12 protein-coding genes are annotated in these 25,795 nt (G+C 72.8%); all 12 read left to right on the forward strand.

The window, feature by feature from the left end:
• Positions 1–167 precede the first annotated feature (167 nt).
• Positions 168–3,311: an amino acid adenylation domain-containing protein gene (locus ACFRFC_RS18965; RefSeq protein WP_382688253.1), complete on the forward strand. Its 3,144-nt coding sequence runs from the start codon at positions 168–170 to the stop codon at positions 3,309–3,311.
• Positions 3,311–9,088 carry an amino acid adenylation domain-containing protein gene (locus ACFRFC_RS18970; protein WP_382688255.1) on the forward strand — a complete coding sequence of 1,926 codons (5,778 nt, stop codon included), beginning with the start codon at positions 3,311–3,313 and terminating at the stop codon, positions 9,086–9,088. Before ACFRFC_RS18965 ends, ACFRFC_RS18970 begins: the two co-directional genes overlap by 1 nt.
• 163 nt (positions 9,089–9,251) lie before the next feature.
• Entirely contained in the window at positions 9,252–9,830 is a 579-nt protein-coding gene (locus tag ACFRFC_RS18975; RefSeq protein ID WP_382688258.1) for a hypothetical protein, read from the forward strand.
• 240 nt (positions 9,831–10,070) lie between these two features.
• Positions 10,071–10,727 (forward strand): ThuA domain-containing protein, encoded by a 657-nt coding sequence (locus ACFRFC_RS18980; RefSeq protein WP_382688261.1) that lies wholly within the window; start codon positions 10,071–10,073, stop codon positions 10,725–10,727.
• Positions 10,712–11,788, forward strand: coding sequence for a Gfo/Idh/MocA family protein (locus tag ACFRFC_RS18985; RefSeq protein ID WP_382688264.1), 1,077 nt, complete (start codon positions 10,712–10,714; stop codon positions 11,786–11,788). Before ACFRFC_RS18980 ends, ACFRFC_RS18985 begins: the two co-directional genes overlap by 16 nt.
• Before the next feature lie 280 nt (positions 11,789–12,068).
• Positions 12,069–15,095 (forward strand): alpha-mannosidase, encoded by a 3,027-nt coding sequence (locus ACFRFC_RS18990; protein ID WP_382688267.1) that lies wholly within the window; start codon positions 12,069–12,071, stop codon positions 15,093–15,095.
• A gap of 131 nt (positions 15,096–15,226) precedes the next feature.
• The gene (locus tag ACFRFC_RS18995; protein WP_382688270.1) at positions 15,227–16,237 is read left to right on the forward strand and encodes a hydroxyacid dehydrogenase; all 1,011 of its coding nucleotides are present in this window, start codon (positions 15,227–15,229) and stop codon (positions 16,235–16,237) included.
• Positions 16,238–16,379: 142 nt separating this feature from the next.
• Entirely contained in the window at positions 16,380–17,357 is a 978-nt protein-coding gene (locus tag ACFRFC_RS19000) for an ABC transporter permease (RefSeq protein ID WP_382688272.1), read from the forward strand.
• Positions 17,354–18,322, forward strand: coding sequence for a carbohydrate ABC transporter permease (locus ACFRFC_RS19005; RefSeq protein WP_382688274.1), 969 nt, complete (start codon positions 17,354–17,356; stop codon positions 18,320–18,322). The genes ACFRFC_RS19000 and ACFRFC_RS19005 overlap by 4 nt, the downstream gene beginning before the upstream one ends.
• Positions 18,319–19,968 (forward strand): extracellular solute-binding protein, encoded by a 1,650-nt coding sequence (locus ACFRFC_RS19010; protein ID WP_382688277.1) that lies wholly within the window; start codon positions 18,319–18,321, stop codon positions 19,966–19,968. Before ACFRFC_RS19005 ends, ACFRFC_RS19010 begins: the two co-directional genes overlap by 4 nt.
• Before the next feature lie 222 nt (positions 19,969–20,190).
• Positions 20,191–22,413 (forward strand): DUF2264 domain-containing protein, encoded by a 2,223-nt coding sequence (locus ACFRFC_RS19015; RefSeq protein WP_382688279.1) that lies wholly within the window; start codon positions 20,191–20,193, stop codon positions 22,411–22,413.
• Positions 22,406–25,522 carry an alpha-mannosidase gene (locus ACFRFC_RS19020; protein WP_382688281.1) on the forward strand — a complete coding sequence of 1,039 codons (3,117 nt, stop codon included), beginning with the start codon at positions 22,406–22,408 and terminating at the stop codon, positions 25,520–25,522. The genes ACFRFC_RS19015 and ACFRFC_RS19020 overlap by 8 nt, the downstream gene beginning before the upstream one ends.
• Positions 25,523–25,795 lie beyond the last annotated feature (273 nt).

Raw genomic sequence — 25,795 nt, forward strand, 5'->3', positions numbered from 1 at the left:
TAACCGCCCATCGACACGAGTGACCGGACCGGCCGGGTCCGCCGCCCCGGCCGTACGGCACCCCGCGCCCTCTTCCGCCCTGTCCCTCTCCGCCCTGTTCCCCCGCCGCGCTGTCCTTCTCCGAGCCCGCCCGCCCGCACCACCGACCCACCGAGGAACCCACACCTGTGACCAGCATCCCCGCGAGCCCCGCCCAGCAGGGCATCTGGATCAACGAGCGGCTCGCCCCGCTCGGTTCCGTCCACCACATGGCGTTCGCCCTGCACATCGTGGGCGCCCTCGACGAACCGGCGCTCGCCGCCGCCGTCGCCGATGTGAGCGCCCGGCACCCCGCGCTCTCCCGCACCGTCCGGGAGGACGACGGCAGCCCCGTCCTCGTCCCCGGCCCGGCCCCCTCGCTCGGGGTGCGGGACATCGCGCCCGGATCGCGGGACGCCGTGACGGCCGAGGAGAGCGCGGCGCCCTTCGACCTCGCCGCCGGACCGCTCGCCCGCTTCACGCTGCTGCGCACCGGCATCCGCCGGGCCACCCTGCTGGCGGTCCTCCACCACCTTGTGTATGACGGCACCTCCACCGACATACTGCTCACCGATCTCGCCGCCTGCTACGCCCACCGCACCGGCCACGGCCCCGCCCCCGACCCGCTGCCCGCACCCCCCGGCACCGCACCCTCCTACGGACCCGGCGACCTGGCCGCCGCGGCCGAGCACTGGGGCGCACGGGAACTGCCCGACCCCACCGTCCATCTCCCCGGTCTCGCCGCCGACCCCGACGGCCCCTCGGGCCCCGGCACCGGACCCGGCGCGTTCGTCTCCTTCGACCTCGATCCCGGGCTCCGCGCCGATCTCGACATCACCGCCGGGAAGATCGGCGTCACCACCTTCGAACTGCTCCTCACCGCCGTGCACACCCTGCTGCTGCGGTACGGCAACGAGCGGCCCGCCGTCGCCGTCGACCTCGGCACCCGCCGCCCCCGGGACGAGGGCCGGATCGGCATGCACGTCAACGAACTGCCCGTCGTCAGCACGCCCCGCCCCGACACCCCCTTCGGGACCTTCGCCCGCGCGATCCGGGCCGAACTGCGCGCCGCCTACCCGCACCGCCGGATCCCGCTGGCCCGCGCCGCGCGAGGCGTGCGGCCCGGTGTCACCCTCGCCCCGGTGTCCCTCACCTACCGGCGCCGGATGGCCCCCGTCGCGCTCACCGGCCTCGGCACGACCACCGACTGGTTCGTGTTCCCCGGCACCGCGCGCGGCGCCCTGCGCCTGCATCTGCTCGACGGTCCCGACCGGCTCAGCGTCCTGCTGATCCACCGCACCGACCGGCTGGCGCCCTCGCGCGCCGAGCGGATCGGCGCCCATCTGCGGCGCCTGCTCGCCGCGATCGCCGCCGCCCCCGGCACCGCCCTGGCCGACCTGCCCTTCCTCGACGACACCGAACTCGCCCCGCTCACCGGACCCGCGCCGGACGCCGACACCACGGGCGCCACCCTGCCCGCCCTGCTCACCGCCGCCTTCGCCGCCCACCACACCCGCCCCGCCCTCACCGCCGGGCAACGGACCGTCACCTACGGAGAACTCGCCCGCGCCGCACGCGGACTGGCCCGCACGCTGGTCGCCGACGGGGTGCGGCCGGGAACCGTGGTCGCGGTCTGCGCCGAACGGTCCGCCGAGACCGTGGCCGCCGTGCTCGCCGTCACCCTCGCCGGGGGCACCTACCTGCCCGTCGACCCCGGATATCCGCCGGACCGGGTGGCGTTCGTCCTCACCGACTCCGGCGCCCCCGTGGCCCTGGTGCAGCGACACACCGCCGACCGGGTTCCGGCCGGGGTCCGTACGGTGTTCATCGACGGGTTGTTCGACGCCGGGGCGCCGCCGGAGGACGCCAGGAGTGCCGTTGCTTCCGGGGAATCCTCAGGTGTACCCCACCCCCACCCCTCCGACCTCGCCTACCTCATCTACACCTCCGGTTCCACCGGCCACCCCAAGGGCGTAGAAGTGCCCCACGGCGCCCTGGCCCATCTGCTGCTCGCCTTCCGTACGTCGCTGGACTCCCGTCCCGGGGACGTCTGGCTCGCCGTCACCTCCCTCTCCTTCGACATCTCCGCGCTGGAACTCCTGCTGCCGCTGATCACCGGCGGGCGGGTCATCCTCGCCGACGAGAGACAGGTACGCGACGGCCGGGCCCTCACCGGCCTGGTCGCGCGGCACCCGGTCACCCATCTCCAGGCCACCCCGTCCGGCTGGCGCCTGATGCTGGACGCGGGGCTCGACGCCCCCGGCCTCACCGCCCTCAGCGGCGGCGAGGCACTGCCCCTGCCGCTCGCCCGCGTCCTGCGCGACCGGGTCGGACGGCTCTGGAACGTCTACGGCCCCACCGAGACCACCATCTGGTCCACCGCCGCCGAAGTGCCCCCGTCGCCCACGGAGATCACCATCGGCCGCCCGATCGCCGGGACCACCGCCCTCGTCCTGGACCGCTGCGGACGACCCGCGCCCCACGGAGTCCTCGGCGAACTCGCCCTCGGCGGCGCGGGACTGGCCCGCGGCTACCGTGACCGGTCCGCCCTGACCGCCGAACGGTTCATCACCGACCCGGCGACCGGCACCCGTCTCTACCGCACCGGCGACCTCGCCCGGGTCCGCCCCGACGGCGCCCTCGACTGCCTGGGCCGCCTCGACGACCAGGTGAAGCTACGCGGTCACCGCATCGAGCCGGGCGAGATCGAGGCCCGCGTCCAGGAGCACCCGTCGGTCGCCGCCGCCGCTGTCGCCGTACGCGGCACCCCCGACGCCCCGGGCGGGCAGCTCCTCGCCGTCTACCCGGTCTGGCGGCCGGGCGTCCCCGTCCCCACCCTCGCCGAACTGCGCGCCTTCCTCGCCCTCACGCTGCCCGCTGTGATGCTGCCGGGTGCCGTCCACGCGCTGCCCGCGCTCCCGCTCACCCCCAACGGCAAGACCGACCGGCGCGCCCTGCCCGAACCCGACCGCGACCTGCCGGCCGGCGATGGCGCCGAGACACCCGGTGCCGCCGAGACACCTGGTGCCGCCGAGATACCCGACGACGACCCCTGGGACGAGGTCACCACCGAGGTCGCCGCCATCTGGCGCGAGGTGCTCGGGCTCACGTCCCTCGGCCTGGACGACGACCTCTTCGACCTCGGCGCCCACTCCCTGACGATCACCCAGGTCGCCGCCCGCATCCGCGACCGCCTCGGCGCCGAAGTACCGCTGCACATCTTCTACGAGGCCCCCACCGTCGCCGCCGTCGCCGACGCCGTCACCCTCGAACTGCTGGCGGAGGAGCGCTGATGGCCCTCCCGGAGCAGCCCGCGCCCGCCTCCCTGGATCGGGGGACCCCCGTCCCGACGACCGTGCCCGCGCCGGCCTCGACCCCGCCCCCACCCCCGCAGAGATCCACCCCACCCCCGCAGAGATCCACCCCGCCCTCACCCCCCTCCCCCCGACCCCGCCGCACCCTCACCCCCGAACAGAAGGCCCTCCTCGCCGCCCGCCTCCGTAACCGCCCCGCCTCGGCCGCCCGCACGCCGTCCGTCCCGCCGCGTCCGCCCGGCACCCCCGCGCCCCTGTCCCTCGCCCAGGAACGCCTCTGGTTCGTGGAGCAGCTCACCCCCGGCACCGCCGCCTACGTGCTGCCCATCGCCGGACGGCTGCGGGGCGCGCTCGACGCCGACGCGCTCGCGAAGTCGCTGCGGCTGATCGCCGTACGGCACGAGACGCTGCGGGCGTCCTTCCCGGCCGATGACGACGGTGGACCGCTGCTGCGGATCGCGCCGCCGGACACCTTCACCGTGCCCTGGCGCACCCTGGACCTGAGCGCGCTTGCCGAGCCCGAGCGGGAGGCCGCCGCACGCGCCGAGGTGGAGGCCGAGGTCGCCCGGCCCTTCGACCTCGCCGCCGGGCCCCTGGTGCGCGCGCTGCTGCTGCGCCTCGCCGCCGACGACCATGTCCTCGCCGTCTGCCAGCACCACCTCACCGGCGACGGCTGGTCCGCGTCCCTGCTGCTCGACGAACTCCTCGCCGGACACCAGGACCTGGTGCGCGGCGCCGAGCCCGCCCGTGCGCCGCTGCCCGTCAGTTACGCCGATGTCGCGCACTGGCAGCGCGAGCGCCAGGAACTCCCGGCCGCGCGGGACGGTCTGCGGTACTGGCGTGACGCGATGACCGGCGTGCCCGCGCTCGAACTGCCCACCGACCGGCCCCGGCCCGCCCTGCCGGGGCCCGGCGGCGCCACCCACACCTTCCGGCTCGACCCGGCGACGTACGCCGCCGCCCGCGCGCTGTCCCGGGCCCGGGGCGCCACCCTCTACATGACGCTCCTCGCCGCCTTCCAGGTCGTGCTCGGACGCTGGTCCGGGCAGCCGGACTTCGCGGTCGGGACGCCGTTCGCGGGCCGTCCCAGTGAGGCGACCGAGGGGGTGATCGGCCTGTTCAGCACCATGCTCCCGCTGCGGGCCGACCTGAAGCCCGACCTCCCCGACAGCCCGTCCCCCGATTTCCACACCGTCCTCGCCCGGGTCCGGGCCGCCGCCCTCGGCGCCCAGCAGCACCAGGACACCCCCTTCGAACGCCTCGTGGAGGCCCTGGACCTGCCGCGCGATGTCAGCCGCCCGCCCCTGTTCCAGGTGTCCTTCGCGCTCCAGAACCATCGCGCCCAGCGATGCGCGCCCCACGACCTCACGTGGCGCACCTTCCCGTTCCACGGCACCGCAGTCCATCTCGACCTCGGCCTGTACTGCACCGAGACCGACGACGGACTCGACGCCTTCCTCACCTACCGCACCGACCTGTGGGACCCGCAGACCGCCGCCCGCCTCGCCGAGCACTGGCAACGCGTCCTCGCCGGAGCCGCCGCCGACCCGCACGCCCCCGTCGCCGCCCTGGAACTGCTCGGCCCCGCCGAACGCCACCGCGTCCTGACCGAATGGAACGACACCGGCACCGCCACCCCCCGCGCGGCGACCCTCGCCGACGCCGTCACCGCCCAGGCCGTCCGCACCCCGGACGCCACCGCCCTCGTCCACGACGGACACACCCTCACCTACGCCGCCCTCGACCGGCGTGCCAACCGGCTCGCCCAGGTGCTGCGCGACGCGGGCGCCCGCCCCGATGCCCTGGTCGGGGTCTGTCTCGACCAGGGCATCGAGCAGGCCGTCGCCCTGCTCGCGGTCCTCAAGGCCGGGTCCGCGTACGTCCCGCTCGACCCTGAGCAGCCCCCGCGCCGCCTCGCCCACATGCTCACCGACTCCGCCCCGGTCGTCCTGGTCACCACCGCCGCCCACCGCGCCCTGCTGGACGGCGCCGACAGCCCCGTACTCCTGCTGGACGACCCGGCGGGGCCGCTCGCCGTCGCGCCGGACACCCCGCCGGACCCGGACGGCGGGGCCGGACCGGACGATCTCGCCTATGTCATCTACACCTCGGGGTCCACCGGCACCCCCAAGGGCGTCGCGGTGCAGCACCGGCAGGTGCTCACCTATCTCGACGGGGTGCGGCAGCGGTTCGCCGAGGCCGGACTGACCGACGGCGCCCGCTATCTGCTCCTCCAGTCACTCGCCTTCGACTTCGGCCTGACCACGCTCTATCTGGCGCTGACCACGGGCGGCACCCTGCACCTGCTCCCGCCCCGCACCCCCGGCCCCGAACTCGCCGCCCACCTCGCCCGGCACCGCATCGACTGCGTCAAACTCACCCCCTCCCATCTCGCCGCCCTCACCGCCGAGGTCGACGACCCGGCCGAACTGCTGCCCCGGCGGCTGCTGATCCTCGGCGGGGAGGCGTCCGGCTGGGAGTGGAGCCGGGATCTGGCGCGGGCGGGGGCCCGTACCGGCTGCCGGGTCGTCAATCATTACGGGCCCACCGAGGCGACGGTCGGCGCCACGACCCATCTGATCGACCCCGACCGTCCCGCCGAGGGGCCCACCACCCCCATCGGCCGGCCGCTGCCCGGCGCCCGCGTCTACGTCCTCGACGCCCAGGGCGCCCCGGTGCCGCCGGGAACGGTCGGTGAGCTGTGGATCGGCGGCGACCGGCTGGCCCGCGGCTATCTCCACCTGCCCGACCTGACGGCGGCCCGCTTCCGACCCGACCCCTTCGTCCAGGACCCGCCGGGGCCGACACCGCCCCGCATGTACCGCACCGGCGACCTCGCCCGGCACCGCCCCGACGGCACCGTCGAGTTCCTCGGGCGCGGCGACGACCAGGTCAAGATCCGCGGCTACCGGGTCGAGCTGGGCGAGGTCGAGGCACATCTCGCGCGGCTGCCCGGCGTCGGACAGGCCGTGGCCGCCGCGCGCGGCCCCGCGGGCGAACTCACCCTCGTCGGCTACCTCGTGCCCGCCGACCCGGACACCCCGCCCCCGCCCACCGCCGAACTGCGCCGCCTGCTCGCCGAGCACCTCCCCGACTACCTCGTCCCCTCCCGTTTCGTCGTGCTCAGCGAGTTGCCCCGCCAGGCCCACGGCAAGACCGACCGGCGGGCCCTGCCGGAGCCTGGACAGCCCGGCCCCGGCGAGGGCGCCGACCACGTCGAACCGCGTACCGACGCCGAACGGACCGTCGCCGCCCTGTGGGCCGACCTCCTCGGGCTCGAACGCGTCGGCGCGCACGACGACTTCTTCGACCTCGGCGGACACTCCCTGCTCGCCATGCGGATGGTCGCGTCCCTGCGCCGCCTGCTCGGCCCCGAGGCCGGCATCACCCTCATGGACGTGTTCCAGCACCGCACGGTCGCGGCCGTCGCCGCCCTCGCCGACCGCACCGAGCAGGAGCGCGGCCCACGCCGTCTGCTGCACCGGCTCACCCCGCCCCGGCCCGGGCGCGAGGTCACCCTCTCCCTGGTCTGTCTGCCGTACGGGGGTGGCAGCGCCGTCGTCTACCAGCCGCTCGCCGATGCCCTGCCGGACACAGTGGCGCTGCACGCCGTCGCCGTGCCCGGCCATGACCTCGGTATGTCGGAGGAGTCACTGCCGCTGGCGGAGGTGGCCCGGCGCTGCGCCGACGAGGTGCTGGAGTCCGTGCCCGGACCCGTCGCCGTCTACGGGCACTGCGGGGTGGGTGCCGCACTCGCCGTCGAGACGGCCCGGCTGCTGGCCGCCGCCGGACGCGAACCCGCCGCCGTCTACCTCGGCGGCATCTTTCCCTTCGCCCGGCCCACCGAGGGGCTGCTCGGTCTGCTGTCCCGGTTCTCCGTCCTCGACCGGCGGCGCAGCGGGCGGCTCCACCTCAACTGGCTCCGGTCCATGGGCGCCGACCTCGAAGGGCTCGAACCCGAGCAGGTGACCACCGTCGTCCGCAATGTGCGGGAGGACTCCCGGGCCGCCGAGGCGTACTTCACCGAGCGGCTCGCCCAGCCGCCCGCCCGGCTCACCGGCCCCGTGGTCTCCGTCGTCGGCTCGGCGGACCCCGGCACCGAGTTCCACCGCGAACGGTTCCGCGAATGGGGGTTCGTCGGTCCCACGACCGCGGTGGCCGTGCTCGACGAGGCCGGCCATTACTTCCTCAAGCACCGGGCGGCCGAACTCGCCGAGATCGTCACCACGGTCCATCCGGCGGTGGGGGAGTCGGCCGGGGGCGCGGGGGAGCCGGACGGCCTGACCCGTGAGGGGCGTCCGGCCGGGGCCACCTGGTGGCTGGACGGGGCCCATCACGACGAGCCGGCGGCGGCCGGTGAAGCCGATGCCGCCGCCGATGCCGCGGGGCGGGTCCGCACCCGTCGTGACACCCGCCGCTTCGTCGCCGTCGCCGCCTCCCAGACGGTCTCCCAGACCGGCTCCGCGCTCACCGAGTTCGCGCTGCCGCTGTGGATCTACCTCACCACCGGATCCGTGGCCTGGTTCGGCCTGTTCGCCGTCCTCGGTATCGTGCCCGGACTGCTCGCCGCGCCCGTCCTCGGCAGTCTCGTGGACCGGGTCGACCGGCGCCGGGTCATGCTCGTCACCACCTTGGTCTCCGGCTCGACGGAGGCCGCCCTCGCCCTGCTGCACGCCTTCGGCGCCCTGCACCCCTGGCACGTGGGGGCGCTGATGGCCGTCCTGTCGGTGTCCCTGACCGGACAGCGCCTCGCCTTCCAGTCGGCCATCCCGCAACTCGTCCCCAAGCGCTACCTCGGTCACGCCAACGGAGTCGTCCAGATCTCCGGCGGCATCGCCCAGGTGGTGGCCCCGCTGGCCGCCGTCGGGCTGCTCGCCGCGATCGGTATCGGCGGGGTGCTGCTCCTGGACGTGATCAGCTACGCGGTCGCCGCGACCGTGCTGCTGACCGTGCGGTTCCCCCGTACGCTGCCCGCCACCCGCCGCGAGACCCTGCGCCAGGAGATCGTCGCGGGGTTCCGGCTGGTGGTCGCGGAGCGGGGTTTCCGGGCCATGCTGGTCTTCTTCGCGGTGCTCAATCTGTTCCTGCCGGTGCTCTTCCAGATGATCTCGCCGCTGGTCCTCGGCTTCTCCTCGCTCGCCTCGGTGGCCTCGGTCTCCCTCGCCGGGGGCCTGGGCGCGGTGGTGGGCGGGCTGGCGATGGGCCTGTGGGGCGGTCCCCGGCGCCGCCGGATGCGGGGCATGCTCCTGGTCGTCCCGGTCCTCGCCCTGTTCTGCGCACTGACCGGGCTGCGGCCCGACCTGCTGGTGGTCGGCGCCGGGGTGTTCGGGATGTCCGCGTCACTGTCCCTGCTCAACGGCATCTATCTGACGATCGTTCAGGTCAAGGTTCCGCAGCGGTTCCATGGCCGCGTGATGGCCCTCAACCAGCTCGTCGCCTGGTCCACCCTGCCGGTCGGCTTTCTGGTGATCGCCCCGCTCGGCACCGAGTTGCTGGGTCCGCTGATGACCTCCGGCGGCGCCCTCGCCGACACGGTGGGCGCCGTCCTCGGCACCGGGCCCGGCCGGGGCATCGGGCTGCTGTATGTGCTGCTGGGCGCCGCGATCCTGCTGCTGGGCGTGGTCTCCCTGCGGGTGCGCAGACTCGCCCGCTTCGACCACGAGGTACCCGACGCCCAGGCCGACGACCTGGTGGGACTGGCCGCGCTGTCCTCCGGCCGGGGCGAGGGGGTGGAGGACCACCTGAGCAGGGTGTGATGCGCAGGGGCGGGGCCCGAGCAGGCGTACTCGGGCCCCGGGCACGGGTACTCGGGCCCCGGGCAGGGGTACTCGGGCCCCGGGCAGGGGTACTCGGGCCCCGCCCCGCCGTCCTCGCCGATGGCGTCACCGGCCCGGATACGCACCCGGTTACTCTCCCCGCATGTCTCTCACCGCTGACCGATTGACCGGGTACGTGGACCGGAGTCTCGACGCCGATCTGGCACGCTGGTTCCCCGACGCACCCCGGGTGGACCTACCGGCCTCGACCCGGCCGATCGCCCCCTTCCTGTCCCGGCTCCCGCACGACGCCGCAACCGCGCTGGCCGTTTTCGATCGCAAGGTCCGATCGGGCGGCCTGGCGCAGTTCCTCGACATCCACGACTGGTCGTACGGCTTCGATTTCGCGGCCAACGACTGCCGGATCCTGGACTCCGACTACGAGACGGAGCTGTCGGGTGACGATGTGTGGTCCCTCGGCTGCGACGGCTCCAGCAACTACTACGTCGTGCTCACCAGCGGCAAGGTCGCGCTGTGGTTCCACGAAGAGCAGGTCATAGAGGGGCATACGCGGTACGACAGTCTCGACGCGTTCCTGTGGTCCGTCGTCCGGTACCAGGCGATACGCGCCAAGAACCTCGACCTGGCGGCGGTCGAGGCCGACTTCCGGTCCCTCGGGCAGCCCGGCGTGCTGGCACCGGAGATCGGGCTCCTCGCCCGGCTGTCCGGCCATCGGGCGTAGCCTCGTTCGCGTACGCAACTGGGGTAGGGGGTCCGTCGCGTCGAGTGGGCGGGGGGTCCCCGGCGGGGTCGTAGGGGGAGATCTAAAGCGCTTTCTCAAGTGTCCGCAAGAGCCCCGCCGGAGTTAGTCCAACGTATTGACAAACGACGACGGCGGTTCATACCTTCCGAGAGAACCACTACTCACCACTTCGACCGCCGCACCCTCCCCGCGCGGCGCCGAAAGGGAGCGTGTATCCACTTGACCACCCACACCCGACGGGCGCTGGTCGTCCGCGGCGGCTGGGACGGGCATCAGCCCGTGACCATCAGCGACCTGTTCGTCCCGTTCCTCAAGGAACAGGGCTTCGCCGTCGAGACCAGCGAGGATCTCGCGGTGTACGAGGACGCGGAGCGTGTCGCAGCCAATGACATCGTTGTCCAATGCTGGACCATGGGCACCCTGACCCGTGAGCAGAGCGCCGGACTCGCCGCCGCGGTCGCCGCGGGGACGGGCCTCGCCGGCTGGCACGGCGGCATCGTCGACAGCTTCCTCGACCATGGCTACCACCTGCTGACCGGCGGGAGGTTCGTGATGCATCCGCCGGGCTTCCACGACCACACCGTGACCCTGGCCCCCGAGCACGCCGAGCACCCGGTGATCGAGGGCCTGACGGACTTCGACGTGCACACCGAGCAGTACTGGGTGCTCACCGACCCGCACATCGACGTGCTCGCCACCACCACCTTCCCGCCCGACGAACTGCGCGACCGGCCCGCGGTGATGCCCGCCGTGTGGACCAGGACCTGGGGCGCGGGCCGGGTGTTCGTCTCGACCATCGGGCACAAGCCCGACGACTTCGACGTGCCGCAGGTGCGCACGCTCACCGAAAGGGGACTGCTGTGGGCGAGCCGCTGAGGATCGGCATCGTGGGCGCGGGGAAGATCAGCGGCGAGTATCTGGCCACCCTGGAGCGGCTGACGTCGGTGCGGCTCACGGCCGTCACCGACCTGGACCGGGGCCGCGCCGAGTCCCTCGCCGCCCGGGTCGAGCACGAGGTGGCCGTGGCGCCGTCCGTCGCCGACCTGGTGGCCAGGGACGACGTGGACGCCGTACTCAATCTGACCATTCCCGCCGCGCACGCGGACGTGGCGCTCGCCGCGCTCGCGGCCGGAAAGCATGTGTACGGGGAGAAGCCCCTCGCGGCGGACCGCAAGGAGGCCGACGCGGTGCTCACGGCGGCGCGCGAGACGGGGCTGCGGGTCGCCTGCGCCCCCGACACCGTGCTCGGCACCGCGACACAGACCGCCCGCAAGGCGGTCGACGACGGGCTGATCGGCACTCCGGTGTCGGCCACGGCGTTCATGACGAGCGCCGGGCATGAGAAGTGGCACCCGGACCCCGAGTTCTACTACCGGCCGGGCGGTGGCCCGCTGCTCGACATGGGTCCCTACTACCTCTCCGCGCTGGTCCATCTGCTCGGTCCGGTGGTGAAGGTGACGGGTGCCGCCTCCCGGCCGCGCGCCGAGCGGACCATCGGCAGCGGTCCGCGCGCCGGGCAGACGTTCCCGGTCGAGGTGGACACCCACATCACCGGTGTCCTGGAGCACGCGGGCGGGGCCCTGTCCACGCTGATCATGAGCTTCGACGTACGGGCCGCCCACCTGCCCCGGATCGAGGTGCACGGCACCGTGGCCTCGCTGTCCGTGCCGGACCCCAATGGGTTCGCCAGCCCCGTCGAGATCCACAGCGGTGACGGCTGGCAGCCGCTGCCCGTGACCGCCGGCTACCGGGAGGCGGGCCGCGGCACCGGACTCGCCGACCTGGCCGGGGCGCTGGAGGCCGGGCGCCCGCACCGGGCCTCCGCCGAACTCGCCGCCCATGTCCTGGACGTGATGCTCACCCTCCTGGACGCCGCCGCCGAGGAACGCGCACTCCCGGTGACGAGCACCTGCGAACGGCCCGCCCCTGTGATCTGACCCTGCTCCTGTGATCCGACCTCGCCCCTGTGATCTGACCCCGCCCCTCTGATCTGGCCACGCTCCCGTGATCTGACCCCGCCCTCGTGATCTGACCCCGCTCCTGTCAGCTGACCCGCTCCTCTGATCTGGCCACGCTCCTGTGTTCAGACCACCCCCCGCCCCGACCCCGCCCCGACCCCGCCCCGACCCCGCCCCCGACCCCACCCCCGGCCGCTCCCCTCGCCCGCCCCTCACCGTCCCCCTCCCCCCACCCCCGCCGTACAGGAGACCTCCTCTTATGCACGACGACCGGAATCTGGTCGAAGCCCGCCTCGAACGCGTTCTCAGAGAGCGCATCCGCCCGGCGGTCCACCCCCTGTCGATCCCGTTGTCCGTCGAGATCTGGTCCACCACCGGCGAGCCCGTCCCCGTCGCCGAAGGGCTGACGGCGGCCACCCGCCCGATCGCCCCCGGCACCGTGTGGGGCACGCCCTGGGGGACCAGCTGGTTCGACGTCACCGGCACCGTGCCCGAGGACTGGGCGGGCCTGACCGTCGAGGCCGTCCTCGACCTCGGCTTCACACCGCGCACCCCCGGCTTCCAGTGCGAGGGCCTCGTACACCTCCCGGACGGCACCCCGGTGAAGGGCCTGCACCCGCGGAACGACTACGTCCGTGTCGGGGCGCCCGTGGCCGGCGGCGAGCGGGTGCACTGGCGGATCGAGGCGGCGTCCAACCCGGACATCGACGGCGTCGACCGGCCGCCGTTCCAGCCGACGCACCTCGGCGACAAGGGGACCGCGGGCGACCAGCCGCAGTACGTGCTGGGGGAGATGCGGCTCGCGGTGTTCGACGAGACCGTGTGGAACCTCGTCATGGACCTGGAGGTGCTCGGCGAACTCATGGCCGAGCTGCCCCTGGAAGGCGCCCGCCGCTGGGAGATCCTGCGCGCGGTCGGCCGCGCCCTGGACGCCGTCGACCTCCAGGACATCGGCGGGACCGCACAGGCCGCCCGCGACGAACTCGCCGATGTGCTGGCCACACCGGCCGGCCCGGCCGCGCACCGCGTCAGCGCGGTGGGCCACGCGCACATCGACTCCGCCTGGCTGTGGCCGCTGCGCGAGACGGTCCGCAAGGTCGCCCGTACGGCCTCCAACATGACCGCCCTCCTGGAGCAGGAGCCGGACTTCGTCTTCGCCATGTCGCAGGCGCAGCAGTTCGCCTGGCTCAAGGAGCGGCGGCCCGAGGTCTACGCCAAGGTGAAGAAGGCCGTCGCCGACGGCCGGTTCGTGCCCACGGGCGGGATGTGGGTGGAGTCCGACACCAACATGCCGGGCTCGGAGGCCATGGCCCGGCAGTTCGTGCACGGCAAGCGGTTCTTCCTCGAAGAGTTCGGGATCGAGAGCGACGAGGTCTGGCTCCCCGACACCTTCGGGTTCGCGGCCGGTCTGCCGCAGATCATCAAGGCGGCCGGCTCCAACCGGCTGCTCACCCAGAAGATCTCCTGGAGCCGCACCAACTCCTTCCCGCACCACACCTTCACCTGGGAAGGCATCGACGGCACCCGGATCTTCACCCACTTCCCGCCCGTCGACTCCTACAACTGCGAGATGACCGGCAGCCAACTCGCCCACGCGGCGCGGAACTTCAAGGAGAAGGGCGCGGCGACCCGCTCCCTGGCGCCGACCGGATTCGGCGACGGCGGCGGCGGCACCACCCGCGAGATGGTCGCCAAGGCGGCCCGGATGCGCAGCCTCGACGGCGCCCCGAAGGTCGTGTGGGAGACCCCGCAGGAGTTCTTCGCCAAGGCCCAGGCCGAGTACCCCGATCCGCCCGTATGGGTGGGCGAGCTGTACCTCGAACTGCACCGGGCCACCCTCACCAGCCAGGCGCAGACCAAGCGCGGCAACCGCCGCAGCGAGTCACTGCTCACCGAGGCCGAACTGTGGGCGGCCACGGCCGCCGTACGGACCGGATTCCGCTATCCGTACGAGGATCTGGACCGTATCTGGAAGACGGTGCTGCTCCACCAGTTCCACGACATCCTGCCCGGGTCGTCCATCGCCTGGGTGCACCGCGAGGCGCGCGAGACCTACGCCCGGCTGGCGGGCGAGCTGGAGCGGATCATCGGGGCGGCACAGCGGGCCCTGGCGGGGGAGGGGAACGTGGAGCTGGTCTTCAACTCCGCTCCGCACGGGCGTGGCTCCGCCCCCGCGCTGGGTGCCGCCGTGCGCGGACAGGGCGGCGCGGTGACCCCGGTGCCGCGCGCCGAGGGCGGCTACGTCCTGGAGAACGACCGGCTGCGGGTCGAGATCGACGCCCGTGGCCTGGTCGTCTCCGCCTACGACCACGAGGCCGGGCGCGAGGCCGTCGCGCCGGGGCAGGCGGCCAACCTGCTCCAGCTCCACCCCGACTTCCCGAACCAGTGGGACGCCTGGGACGTCGACGCCTTCTACCGCAACGTCGGCCGCGATCTGACCGAGGTGACCGCACTGGGCGCCGAGGGCGGCGCGGTACGGATCGAGCGGGCCTTCGGTCACTCGACCGTCACCCAGTGGCTCACCGTCCCGGCGGGCGCCAAGCGGCTCGACATCGCCACCGAGGTGGACTGGCACGAGACGGAGAAGTTCCTGAAACTGGCCTTCGCGCTGGATGTGAAGGCCGACCGGTACGCCTCCGAGACCCAGTTCGGGCACACCTACCGGCCCACCCACCAGAACACCAGCTGGGAGTGGGCCAAGTTCGAGGCATGCAACCACCGTTTCGTGCACGTCGACGAGCCGGGCTTCGGCGTCGCCGTCGTCAACGACGCCACGTACGGCCACGATGTGACCCGCGCGGTGCGTACCGGCGCCGACGGGGGCACCACGACGACCGTCCGGGCCTCCCTGCTGCGGGCGCCGCGCTACCCCGACCCGGAGACCGACCAGGGTGTTCACCGGTTCCACCACGCGCTGGTGCCGGGCGCCACGATCGGCGACGCGGTCCGCGAGGGCTACCGGGCCAACCTGCCCGAGCGGCGGGTCACCGGATCCGTGGAACAGGTCGCCCCGCTGGTGAGCGTGGACAACGACGCCGTGGTGGTCAGCGCCGTGAAGCTCGCCGACGACCGCAGCGGTGACCTGGTGGTCCGGCTGTACGAGGCGGGCGGCGGCCGGGCCCGCACCACGCTCCGGGTCGAAGGCGTGGCCGCCGACCGGGCCGTACCGGCGGACCTGCTGGAACGCCCGCTCCCGGACGAGGAACGGCCGGCCGAGCGGGACGGCGCGCTGGTGCTGAGCCTGCGCCCCTTCCAGCTGCTGACCCTGCGCCTGCCCCGCACCTGAGAAGCCCCGCGCGGGTACGGCGGCACCTGACGGCCGGCGTACCCGCGCGGCACCAACCCCCAGCCCGAGGAGCACACCGCCCCGCCCCACTCCTCTCGCCTCCTCTCCTCCCGCACCACTAAGGACCGCTCATGACCGCACGAGCCGAACACCCCGCACGCCCCAGGGCGGTCTGCGTCATGAACCCCGGCATCATCGACCTCGTCCTGCCACCGGACACCTACGCGCGCCTCGCCGAACTCACCGACCTCGTCACCGTCGAGCCCTGGTCACCGGCCACCTGCCCCGACGCACTGGCCGACGCGGAGATCCTGCTCACCGGCTGGGGCTGCCCGCGACTGACCGCCGACGTCGTCGCCCGCGCACCCCGGCTACGAGCCGTGCTGCACGCCGCGGGCACCGTCAAGGAACTGGTCAGCGACGCCGTGTGGGACCGCGGGATCACCGTCTCGTCGGCCGCCGACGCCAACGCCGGTCCCGTCGTCTCGTACACCCTCGCCCTCATCACCCTCGCCGCCCGCCGCACCCTGACGACGGCCGCCGGATACCGGGACGACTGGCCGGACTTCGCGGGCCGCCCCGGCGGCGACGGGCTCACCGTGGGCATCATCGGCGCCTCCCGGATCGGCCGCGGGGTCATCGAAGGACTCCGCCGCGCCGACGCCGGCTACCGGGTACTGGTCACCGACCCGTACGTCACCGACGACGAGGCCCGGCGGCTCGGTGCCGAGCGCGTCGGACTCGCCGAGCTGTGCCGGCGCTCCACGGTGGTCAGCGTGCACGCACCGCTGCTGCCCGAGACCACGGGACTGCTCGACGCGCGGATGCTGGCCCTGATCCCCGACGGCGGCGCGCTCATCAACACCGCGCGCGGCGCCCTCGTGGACACCGAGGCCCTCACGGAGGAGTGTGTCTCGGGCCGCCTGGAGACCTACCTCGATGTGACGGACCCCGAGCCCCTCCCGCCGGGCCACCCCCTGTACTCCCTGCCCAACGTCCTGCTCACCCCGCACATCGCGGGCGCGCAGGGCAGCGAGGTACGCCGCCTGGGCGCCTACGCCGTCGACGAGACCGCCCGCTGGCTGGCCGGTGAGCCACTGCTCGGCGAGGTCACCCGCGACCGCCTCAAACGCCTGGCCTGAGCGTCCACCGCCCGGGACACCACACGTTCCACCAGGACACCCCGCACCCGCACCCCCATGGCAGGGGCTCCCCCCTCGACTCGATCAACCCACCCGCCCAGGGATCGGCCGAAGGTGCCCGTCTCTCGAAAGGCCGTACCACATGACAACTCTGCAACCACCGGCCACGGACGTGGCCGAGAAGGGCCGGCGGCCGGACAGGGGCCGCCTGCGCCGACCGAAGCCGCACCGCCGCCGGGATCTCGCCCTGTTCAGGTTCGTGCTCCCGGGCCTCGCCGTCCTGCTGCTGTTCCACTATGTGCCGCTGCTCGGCAATGTGATCGCGTTCCAGGACTACCAGCCCTACATCGGCATCCTGCACAGCCCCTGGAGCGGATTCGAGAACTTCTCCGTCATCTTCAACGGTGACGAAGGGTTCCTGCGGGCCCTGTCGAACACCCTCCAGCTGACCCTGATCCAGGTCGTGTTCGTGTTCCCCGCGCCGATCCTCCTCGCCCTGACGCTCAACAGTTTGGTCAGCGAGCGGATCAAGAAGTGGGTCCAGAACGTCCTGTACCTGCCGCACTTCCTGTCCTGGGTGGTCATCGTCGCCCTGTTCCAGCAGATGCTGGGCAACGCCGGCATGCTCAACCTGTTCCTCCAGGCCCAGGACATGGGCACCTGGAGCATCATCGGCGACCCCGAACTGTTCAAGACCCTGCTGACCTCCCAGGTGATCTGGAAGGACACCGGCTGGGGCACCATCCTCTTCCTCGCCGCGCTGTCCCGCGTCGACCACAACCTCTACGAGGCCGCCGCCATGGACGGCGCCAGCCGCCGGCGGCAGACCTGGCATGTCACCCTGCCCGCCCTGCGCGGCCTGGTCATCCTGCTGCTCATCCTGCGCCTGGGCGACGCGCTGTCCGTGGGCTTCGAGCAGATCGTGCTGCAACAGCAGGGCGTCGGCCTGGAGAACAGCGAGGTCCTGGACACCTATGTCTACAACAACGGTGTCATCGGCGGGCAGTGGGGCGTCAGCGCCGCGGTCGGCCTGGTGAAGGGCCTCGTGGGAGTCGTGCTCGTCCTGGGCGCCAACAAGATCGCCCACTTCTTCGGCGAGGAAGGTGTGTACCGCAAGTGACCACGCTCGATCCGGCGCACCCGGTGCGCCGCAAGCCGAAGCCTCCCCAGCAGGGGAAGCGGCCCCAGCGCCACTACAGCGCGATACCCGGCGAGACCCCCGGCGCGCTGCCGTGGCGGGCGCTGAAGTCCGTGATCCTGCTGGTCTGCGTGATCCTGGTCGTGCTGCCCTTCCTCGCGATCATCTCGACATCGGTCGCCGGCTCGGCTCAGGTCACCGAGGCCGGCGGATACGTCCTGTGGCCCGACGACATCACCTTCGACTCCTACTCGGCGCTGCTCTCCGGTGGCCTGGTCTCCCAGGCCATGCTGGTCAGTGTCGGGGTCACCGTCGTCGGCACCGCGCTCAGCCTCGTCTGCTCCATCTTCCTGGCCTACGGGCTCAGCCGGCCCGGGTCCTTCGGGCACCAGCCGGTCCTGATGCTGCTGCTGATGTCCATGCTGTTCGTGCCCGGCGTCATCCCCAGCTACCTCATGGTCAAGCAACTCGGCCTGATCAACAGCTACTGGTCACTGATCCTGCCCGGCGTGATCAACGCCTTCAATGTGATCGTGCTGCGGTCGTTCTTCATGGGGCTGCCGCAGGAACTCATCGACGCCGCCCGGATCGACGGCGCCTCCGAACTGAAGATCCTGCTGCGGATCGTGCTGCCCCTGTCGAAGGCGTCGGTCGCCGTCATCGGCCTGTTCTACGCGGTGACGTACTGGAACGCCTTCTTCAACGCGATGCTCTACATGAACGACACCGCCAAATGGCCCATGCAGATGGTGCTGCGGACCTATGTCGTCAACAACGCGCAGCTCAGTGGTGGTCAGGTGGATGTGGCGGCCGGTGCCGCCATACCCCCCGTGCAGTCCCTGCAAGCGGCGATTCTGATGCTCTCGATCGTGCCCATCGTGCTGATCTACCCGTTCCTCCAGCGGCACATGAACAAGGGCGTGATGGTCGGAGCGGTGAAGGGATGAACACGGTGATCAACACGGTGACGAACAAACTCAGCCGCCGCGGCTTCCTCGCCTCGGCCGCCGGTGTCGCGGCGGGCCTGACGCTCTCCGCCTGCGGTGACCACCGCCCGGTGTCGACCGCCGCGGCCAACGCCCAGGTGCCGCTGCCCACGTACCTCCCGTACCAGGGCGTCGAGACCTCCATGCCCGCGACCGCGGACGGCGTGGCCCCCGGCTATCTGAACTACCCGAAGGACCCCGTCCGGGCCTTCCCCGACGGACCGCCCGCCAAGGGCGACCCGATCGACATCATGAACCTCATCTTCAACCCGGTGCCGCCGCCCGTGGACCGTAACACCATGTGGCAGGCCCTGAACCAGTACGTCGGCTGCGACCTCAACTTCCAGATCACCCCCGTCGCCGACTACCCCAGCAAGTTCGCGGTCACCATCGCGGGCGGCGATCTGCCCGACGCCATGCTGATGCTGCCGCCGAACTCGAACGCCGCGGCCTCCCCTGACATGCTGAGCACCCTCTTCGAGGACCTCACCCCGTATCTGTCCGGCGACGCCGTACGTGACTACCCGCACCTCGCCAACATCCCCACCGCCTCCTGGGGCATGACCGTCCTCAACGGCGGGATCTACTCCGTCCCGATGCCCCGGCCGCTGTCCGGCGGCCCCAACTTCGTCCGTCTCGACCTGCTCAAGCAACTCGGCGTCGACCCGAACCCGACCAGCTGGCGCGAGTTCGAGCAGCTCTGCAAGGACGTCACCGACCCCAAGGCGAACCGGTACGCGCTCGGCGAGAGCGTCACCGCCTGGGAGTTCGCGATGCAGTCCCTGGGCGCCCCGAACAAGTGGGGCGAGGAGAACGGCCGCTTCACCTGGTACCACGAGACCGAGGAGGCCAAGCAGGCCCTGGACGCGGTGCGCTCGCTCACCAAGGCCGGGCTCATGCACCCGGACACCTACACGGTGATCGGCAAGGCCAAGGAGTGGTTCGGCACCGGACATACCGTCATGAACCCCGACGGCCCGGTCGCCTGGAACGACTACTACACCGTCTACGGCCCCAACGCGAAGGACATGGAGATCGGCTACATGATGGCGCCGGGCTGGGACGGCGGCCCGGGGGTGCAGTGGCAGGGCCAGTCCAGCTACGCCACGCTCATCCTCAAGAAGGCGCCCAAGGCGCGCATCCAGCAGATCCTGCGCGCTCTCGACGCCCTGGCCACCCCGTTCGGCACCGACGGCTATCTGCTGCGCAAGTACGGCGTCCAGGGACCGGACCACACCCTGCGGGGCACCGACCCGATCCTCACCGCCCAGGGCGGCGCCGAAGTCACCCTGCCGACGATCTTCGCCACCGACGCGCCCTTCACGCTCTACTACCCGGCCAAGCCGGAGATCGTGAGCCGGCAGTACGCCTTCCAGAAGCAGGCGATCGGACAGCGGCGGCCCAACCCGGCCGAGGCGCTGTACTCGCCGACCAACGCAAGGAAGTCGGGCCTGCTCCAGACCGGCCTGGACGACATCCGCAAGGGCATCATGCAGGGCCGCCGCCCGGTGAGTGACTGGGACGACGCGATGAACACCTGGCGCAAGGAGGCCGGCGACCAGATCCGCGCCGAGTACGAGCAGGCGTGGGAGGCGCGGAGCGCATGATCAGGGAGCCTGTACCTCATGACCCCGGGAAGTCCGTACGCCGTGACGGGGGAAGCCCGTACCCCGTGACGAGGGAGCCCGTAGCTGATGACCGGGAAGCCCGTACCTCATGACCGGGAAGCCCGTAGCTGATGACCGGAAGGGCCGTAGCCGATAACGAGGAAGACCTGACCGTGATGACAAGTGAAGCCCGCACCTCATGACGAGGGAGACCCGCACGCCATGACCCGCACCCCCGCCGAGGACCGCGCCCACTGGGAGCGGACCGCGGACCGGATGCTGCTCGCCGTACGGCCGTACGCCACCGATGGGCACTCCCTGATCCATCTGCCCGGAGTGCCGAGCGCCAACGGTGTGCTCAGCGACGGCCTGGAGGGCTTCGCCCGTACGTTCCTGCTGGCCGCCTTCCGGCTGGCGGGGGCGCGCGGCGCCGATCCGCACGGCCTGGCCGGCTGGTACGCCGCCGGTCTCGCCACCGGCACCGACCCGGCGCACCCCGAGCGCTGGCCGGTCTTCGCCGAGTGCAACCAGGCCAAGGTGGAGGCCGCGTCCATCGCGCTCGCGCTGCACGAGACCCGGCCATGGATCTGGGACCGGCTCGACGACAAGGTCAGACAGCGGATCCTGGACTGGCTGGCCCCGATGACCGGCAATCTGATGCCCGGCAACAATTGGATCTGGTTCCAGGGCATCACGGAGGCCTTCGCCCGCACCGTGGGCGGTCAGTGGCACCAGCAGGACCTGGACCGCACGATCGGCCTCACCGACGGCTGGTACGCGGGCGACGGCTGGTACTCCGACGGGCTCACCGGCGGGGAACCGCGCAACTTCGACCACTACAACGGCTGGGCCATGCACCTGTACCCGCTGTGGTTCTGCCGCATCCTCGGGGACGCCACGCCCGCCGGGCTGCTCGACCGCTACCGGGCCCGGCTCACCCGGTTCCTCGCCGACCAGCGTCTCCTGGTGGGCGCGAACGGCTCACCGCTGGTGCAGGGCCGCTCGCTCACCTACCGGCACGCGGCCCTCGCCTCGCTGTGGACCGGCGCCCTGTTCGAGGCCACGCCGCTCGCGCCCGGCGAGACCCGCGCGCTCGCCACCCGCATGCTGGACCACTTCACGCGGCACGGCGCCACCGACGAGAACGGCCTGCTCACCCTCGGCTGGCACCGGCCGTACCGGGGTGTGCTCCAGGTGTACTCGGGACCGGCGTCCCCGTACTGGGCCAGCAAGGGCTTCATCGGGCTCGCACTCCCGCCGGACCACCCCGTGTGGACCAGCCCGGAAACCCCCCTCGCCGTCGAACAGGGCGACTTCGGGCGGGCGCTGGCGGCACCCGGCTGGCTGGTCTCGGGCACCTCGGCCGACGGGATCGTCCGGGTCGTGAACCACGGCGGCGACCACGCCGACCCGATCCGGCCGCACGCCGACGACCCCTGCTACGCGCGGTTCGCCTACTCGACGCACACCGCGCCCGAGACCCCGGGCGACCCCACCGCCGGTACGGGGTCCTGCGCGGACGCCGACCCGCTGGACAGCGCGGTGGTGCTGCTCGACGCGGCCGGACGCGCCTCGCACCGGCGCCCGGCGACCCGCGTCTCCTTCGGCGACACCACCGCCGTCTCACGCAGCCGCGCCCACTGGCCCGCCGACGCCACCTGGGACCCCTTCGGCGGCCCCGACACCCCGTACACACTGGGCCCCTGGATCACGGTCGGCTCCGCACTCCGCGGCACGATCGAGGTACGCGCCGTGCGGGTCGACCCGGCGCCGGGCAGCACGGACGGGCAGGTGCTGCGGATCGGGGGGTGGGCGGTCGCGACCGGGGCGGCCGACACCGGGGCGGTCGCCCCGGGGGCGAGGGCTGCCGGGGCGAGGGCCGGCGGGGGAGGGGCTCCCGGGCTGGGGGATGCTGGTGGTGGGATTGCCGGGGACGGGCGTGCCGGTGGCGGGAATGCCGGGGACGGGTCTGCCGGTGGCGGGAACGCCGAGGACGGGCGTCCCGGGGACAGGGATGCCCCGGACGGGAATGCCGGGGACGGGAACGCCGGGGACAGGGATGCCCGGGACGGGAATGCCGGGGACAGAGCCCTCCACCCCGCCACCGCCCGGGTCGCGGCCGAAGCCGGACCCGTCTCCGTCATCATCGGGACGCATCACCTCCCCCACGCCTCCGTCGTGTCCGGCATCGACAGCAACGCGATGGGGGCCGCGTCGGCGACACCCGTCGTCACGACCGACGGGCCCGCGACCCCCGGCACCCTGCACATCGCCCTGATCCATCTGGGCGGCACCGACCCCGCCGCCCTGCCCGAGGTCGCCACCCGTGCCCAGGACACCGACCTGTGCGCGGAGGTGACCTGGCCGGACGGGGCCCGCGACACCATCCGGCTGCCCGCGCCCGACCCCTCGTACGACCCCTGGAAGGACTTCCGCCGTGCATGACGACCGCCGGATCATCGAGGACCGGATCCGCAAACTCCTCGACCGGGTGATCCGTCCCGCCCTCTACAGCGCCGCACGGCCCTTCACGCTGAGCGCCTGGTTCGTGGACGGCGAACCGGTCCCGGTCGCGGACGCGCTGGCCGCCGACTACGAACCCTTCACCCTCGGCTCCACCTGGGGCCGCCCCTGGGCCACCACCTGGCTGCGGGCGCGGGCCGACCTCCCCGAGGACTGGACGGGCCGGCGCGTCGAGGCCGTCTTCGACCTCGGCTTCGACCTCACCAAGGGACCCGGCGGCCAGGCCGAGGGCCTGGTCCACGACGCCGAGGGCGCCCCGCTCCAGGGCCTGCACCCCTACAACCGCACGGTGCTGCTCACCGAGCACGCCACCGGCGGCGACCGGATCGACCTGCTGATCGAACTGGCCGCCAACCCGCCCATCGTCGGCAGCGCGGGCCTGCATCTGCACCACGGCTCCCTGGAGACCTCCGGCGACGCGCACATCTACCGCCTCGAACAGGCCGAGATCGCCGTGCGCGAGGACGCCGTCTGGCACCTCATCCACGACATCGAGGTGCTCGACGAGCTGATGCACGAGCTGCCCATCGGCTCCTCACGCCGCCACGAGATCCTGCACGCCCTGCGCCGCGCCGCCGACGCCATCGACCCGACCCGCGTCGCGGACACCGCGGCGGCGGCCCGCGAGCGCCTGTCCGACGTGCTGTCCCGGCCCGCGCACGCCTCCGCGCACACCCTCGCCGCGGTCGGCCACGCGCACATCGACTCCGCGTGGCTGTGGCCCGTACGCGAGACCGTCCGCAAGTGCGCCCGCACCTTCACCAATATGACCACCCTCGCCCAGGAGTACCCCGAGCTGGTCTTCGCCTGCTCCTCGGCCCAGCAGTACGCGTGGATCAAGGAGCGGCGCCCGGAGATCTTCGCGCGGATGAAGAAGGCCGCCGAGGACGGCACCTGGGCCCCGGTCGGCGGCATGTGGGTCGAGGCCGACGGCAACCTGCCGGGCGGCGAGGCCCTCGCCCGCCAGCTGGTGTACGGCAGGCGCTTCTTCGCCGAGGAGTTCGGCATCGAGCAGCACGGCGTCTGGCTCCCCGACTCCTTCGGCTACACCGCCGCGTATCCGCAGCTGGCCCGGCTGGCAGGTGCCAGCTGGTTCCTCACCCAGAAACTCTCCTGGAACGAGACCAACAAGCTGCCGCACCACACCTTCGACTGGGAAGGCATCGACGGCACCCGCATCTTCACCCACTTCCCGCCCGTCGACAGCTACACCGCCGCGCTCACCGGCGCGGAACTCGCCCACGCGGAGACCACCTTCACCGACAAGGGCGTGGCCACCCGCTCCCTGGTGCCGTTCGGCTACGGCGACGGCGGTGGCGGCCCCAGCCGCTCCATGCTGGAGAAGGCCCGCCGCCTGCGCGACCTCGAAGGCTCACCCAAGGTCGTCATCGAATCCCCCGACGCGTTCTTCACGGCGGCCCGCGCCGAACGCGACCAACTGCCGGTGTGGCGCGGCGAGTTGTACCTGGAGAACCATCGCGGTACGTACACCAGTCAGGCCCGCACCAAGCGCGGCAACCGCCGCAGCGAGGCCCTGTTGCGCGAGGCCGAGCTGTGGGCGGCCACCGCCGCGCTGCGGGCCGGGGCGCCCTACCCGTACGAGCACCTCGCGTCGCTGTGGCAGCGGGTGCTGCTCAACCAGTTCCACGACATCCTGCCGGGCTCCTCCATCGCCTGGGTTCATCAGCAGGCCGAGCGCGAGTACGCGGAGATCCGCGCGGAGCTGGAGACGCTGATCGCGGACGCGGCCGGGCACCTGCCCGGCGGCCCCGCGTTCCTCAACGCCGGCCCCTACGCCCGCCGCGAGGTCGCCGTCATCGCCGGGGAACCGACGACCGGCGGACAGCCGTTCCCGGCCGGGCAGCCGCTGTCCGACGGGCGCACCGCGGTGCTCGCCGAGGTGGACGCGCTGGCCTCGGGCGGTGCGGTGGACGCCCCCGCGCAGCCCGTCTCCGCCACCGCCAAGGACGGCGGCTTCGTCCTCGGCAACGGCGTCGTGACCGTCGAGGTGGACCGGCGCGGACTGATCACCTCCGTGTACGACCACGCGGCGCGGCGCGAGGCCATCGCCCCCGGCTCTGCGGGCAACCTCCTCCAGCTCCACCCCGACGACCCCAACCTGTGGTCGGCGTGGAACATCGACACGTACTACCGGGACGTGGTCCGCGATCTCGACCGGGCCGAGTCGGTGACCCTCGTGGACGAAGGGCCGCTGCTCGCCTCGGTCCGGGTCGAGCGGGTCCACGGGGCCTCGCGGTTCGTCCAGTACGTCGAGCTGGCCGCCGAGAGCCGGCAGGTCACCGTCCGGGGCGACATCGACTGGCAGGAGCGTGACACCGTCCTCAAGGCCGCCTGGCCGCTGGACGTGCACGCCGAGCGGGAGAGCGCCGAGATCCAGTTCGGCCATGTCCAGCGGCCCACGCACGAGAACACCAGCTGGGACGCGGCCCGCTTCGAACTGTGGGCGCACCGCTGGGTGCATGTGGGCGAGCGGCGCTGGGGCGCGGCCCTCCTCAACGACTCGACGTACGGCCACGATGTGCGCCGTGACACCCGCGACTCCGACGGGGGCACCACCACCACGGTCCGGCTCTCCCTGCTGCGCGCCCCGCACAGCCCGGACCCCGACGCCGACCGAGGCCGGCACCAATTCACGTACGCCCTGCTCGCGGGCGCCGGCATCGAGGAGGCCGTGGCCGGCGGCTACGCCCTGAACCTGCCACTGCGCCCCGCGCCCGCGCGGGCCGAGGCGCTGATCGGCCTCGACACCACCGACGTGGTGGTCGAGTCGGTCAAGCTCGCCGACGACCGCAGCGGCGATGTGGTGGTGCGGCTGTACGAGGCGTTCGGGGGCGCCGCGTCGGCGCGACTGACCGCGGGCTTCCCGCTCGCCGCCGTGAGTGACTGTGACCTCCTGGAGCGGCCCGAGCGGGAGCTGCCGCGCACCGGGGACGCCGTCGACCTGCGGCTGCGGCCCTTCCAGATCCGCACCCTGCGCCTGCGACCGGCGGGCGCGGACGAGAGCACTTGATCCGCCGCACGGCCGGGCGGGCGAGCCGCGTACACCCGCCTGGCCTGTGCGTTCTCTGTGTGTACGATTCCTGCGATGGGCAGCCGGAGGGACCTGGTGACCAGCAAGACGGAGAGAGCCGGTAAGGCGGCGCGCGCCGGTAAGGCGGCGGCAGCCGGTACGGCGGAGCGCGCCGGCCTGGCGGACAGCGCCGGTGGAGCCGACAGCGCCGGTGGGGCGACGAGTGCCGGCAAGGCGGCGAGCACGGGCAAAGTGGCGAGCACCGGCAAAGTG

Source organism: Streptomyces sp. NPDC056734, from assembly GCF_042790455.1.
Lineage (GTDB): Bacteria > Actinomycetota > Actinomycetes > Streptomycetales > Streptomycetaceae > Streptomyces.

Coding starts and splice junctions, on each gene's coding strand:
- ACFRFC_RS18990 (WP_382688267.1), top strand. CDS start 12,069: ATGCACGACGACCGGAATCTGGTCGAAGCCCGCCTCGAACGCGTTCTC.
- ACFRFC_RS19010 (WP_382688277.1), top strand. CDS start 18,319: ATGAACACGGTGATCAACACGGTGACGAACAAACTCAGCCGCCGCGGC.
- ACFRFC_RS18975 (WP_382688258.1), top strand. CDS start 9,252: ATGTCTCTCACCGCTGACCGATTGACCGGGTACGTGGACCGGAGTCTC.
- ACFRFC_RS18995 (WP_382688270.1), top strand. CDS start 15,227: ATGACCGCACGAGCCGAACACCCCGCACGCCCCAGGGCGGTCTGCGTC.
- ACFRFC_RS19000 (WP_382688272.1), top strand. CDS start 16,380: ATGACAACTCTGCAACCACCGGCCACGGACGTGGCCGAGAAGGGCCGG.
- ACFRFC_RS18970 (WP_382688255.1), top strand. CDS start 3,311: ATGGCCCTCCCGGAGCAGCCCGCGCCCGCCTCCCTGGATCGGGGGACC.
- ACFRFC_RS19015 (WP_382688279.1), top strand. CDS start 20,191: ATGACCCGCACCCCCGCCGAGGACCGCGCCCACTGGGAGCGGACCGCG.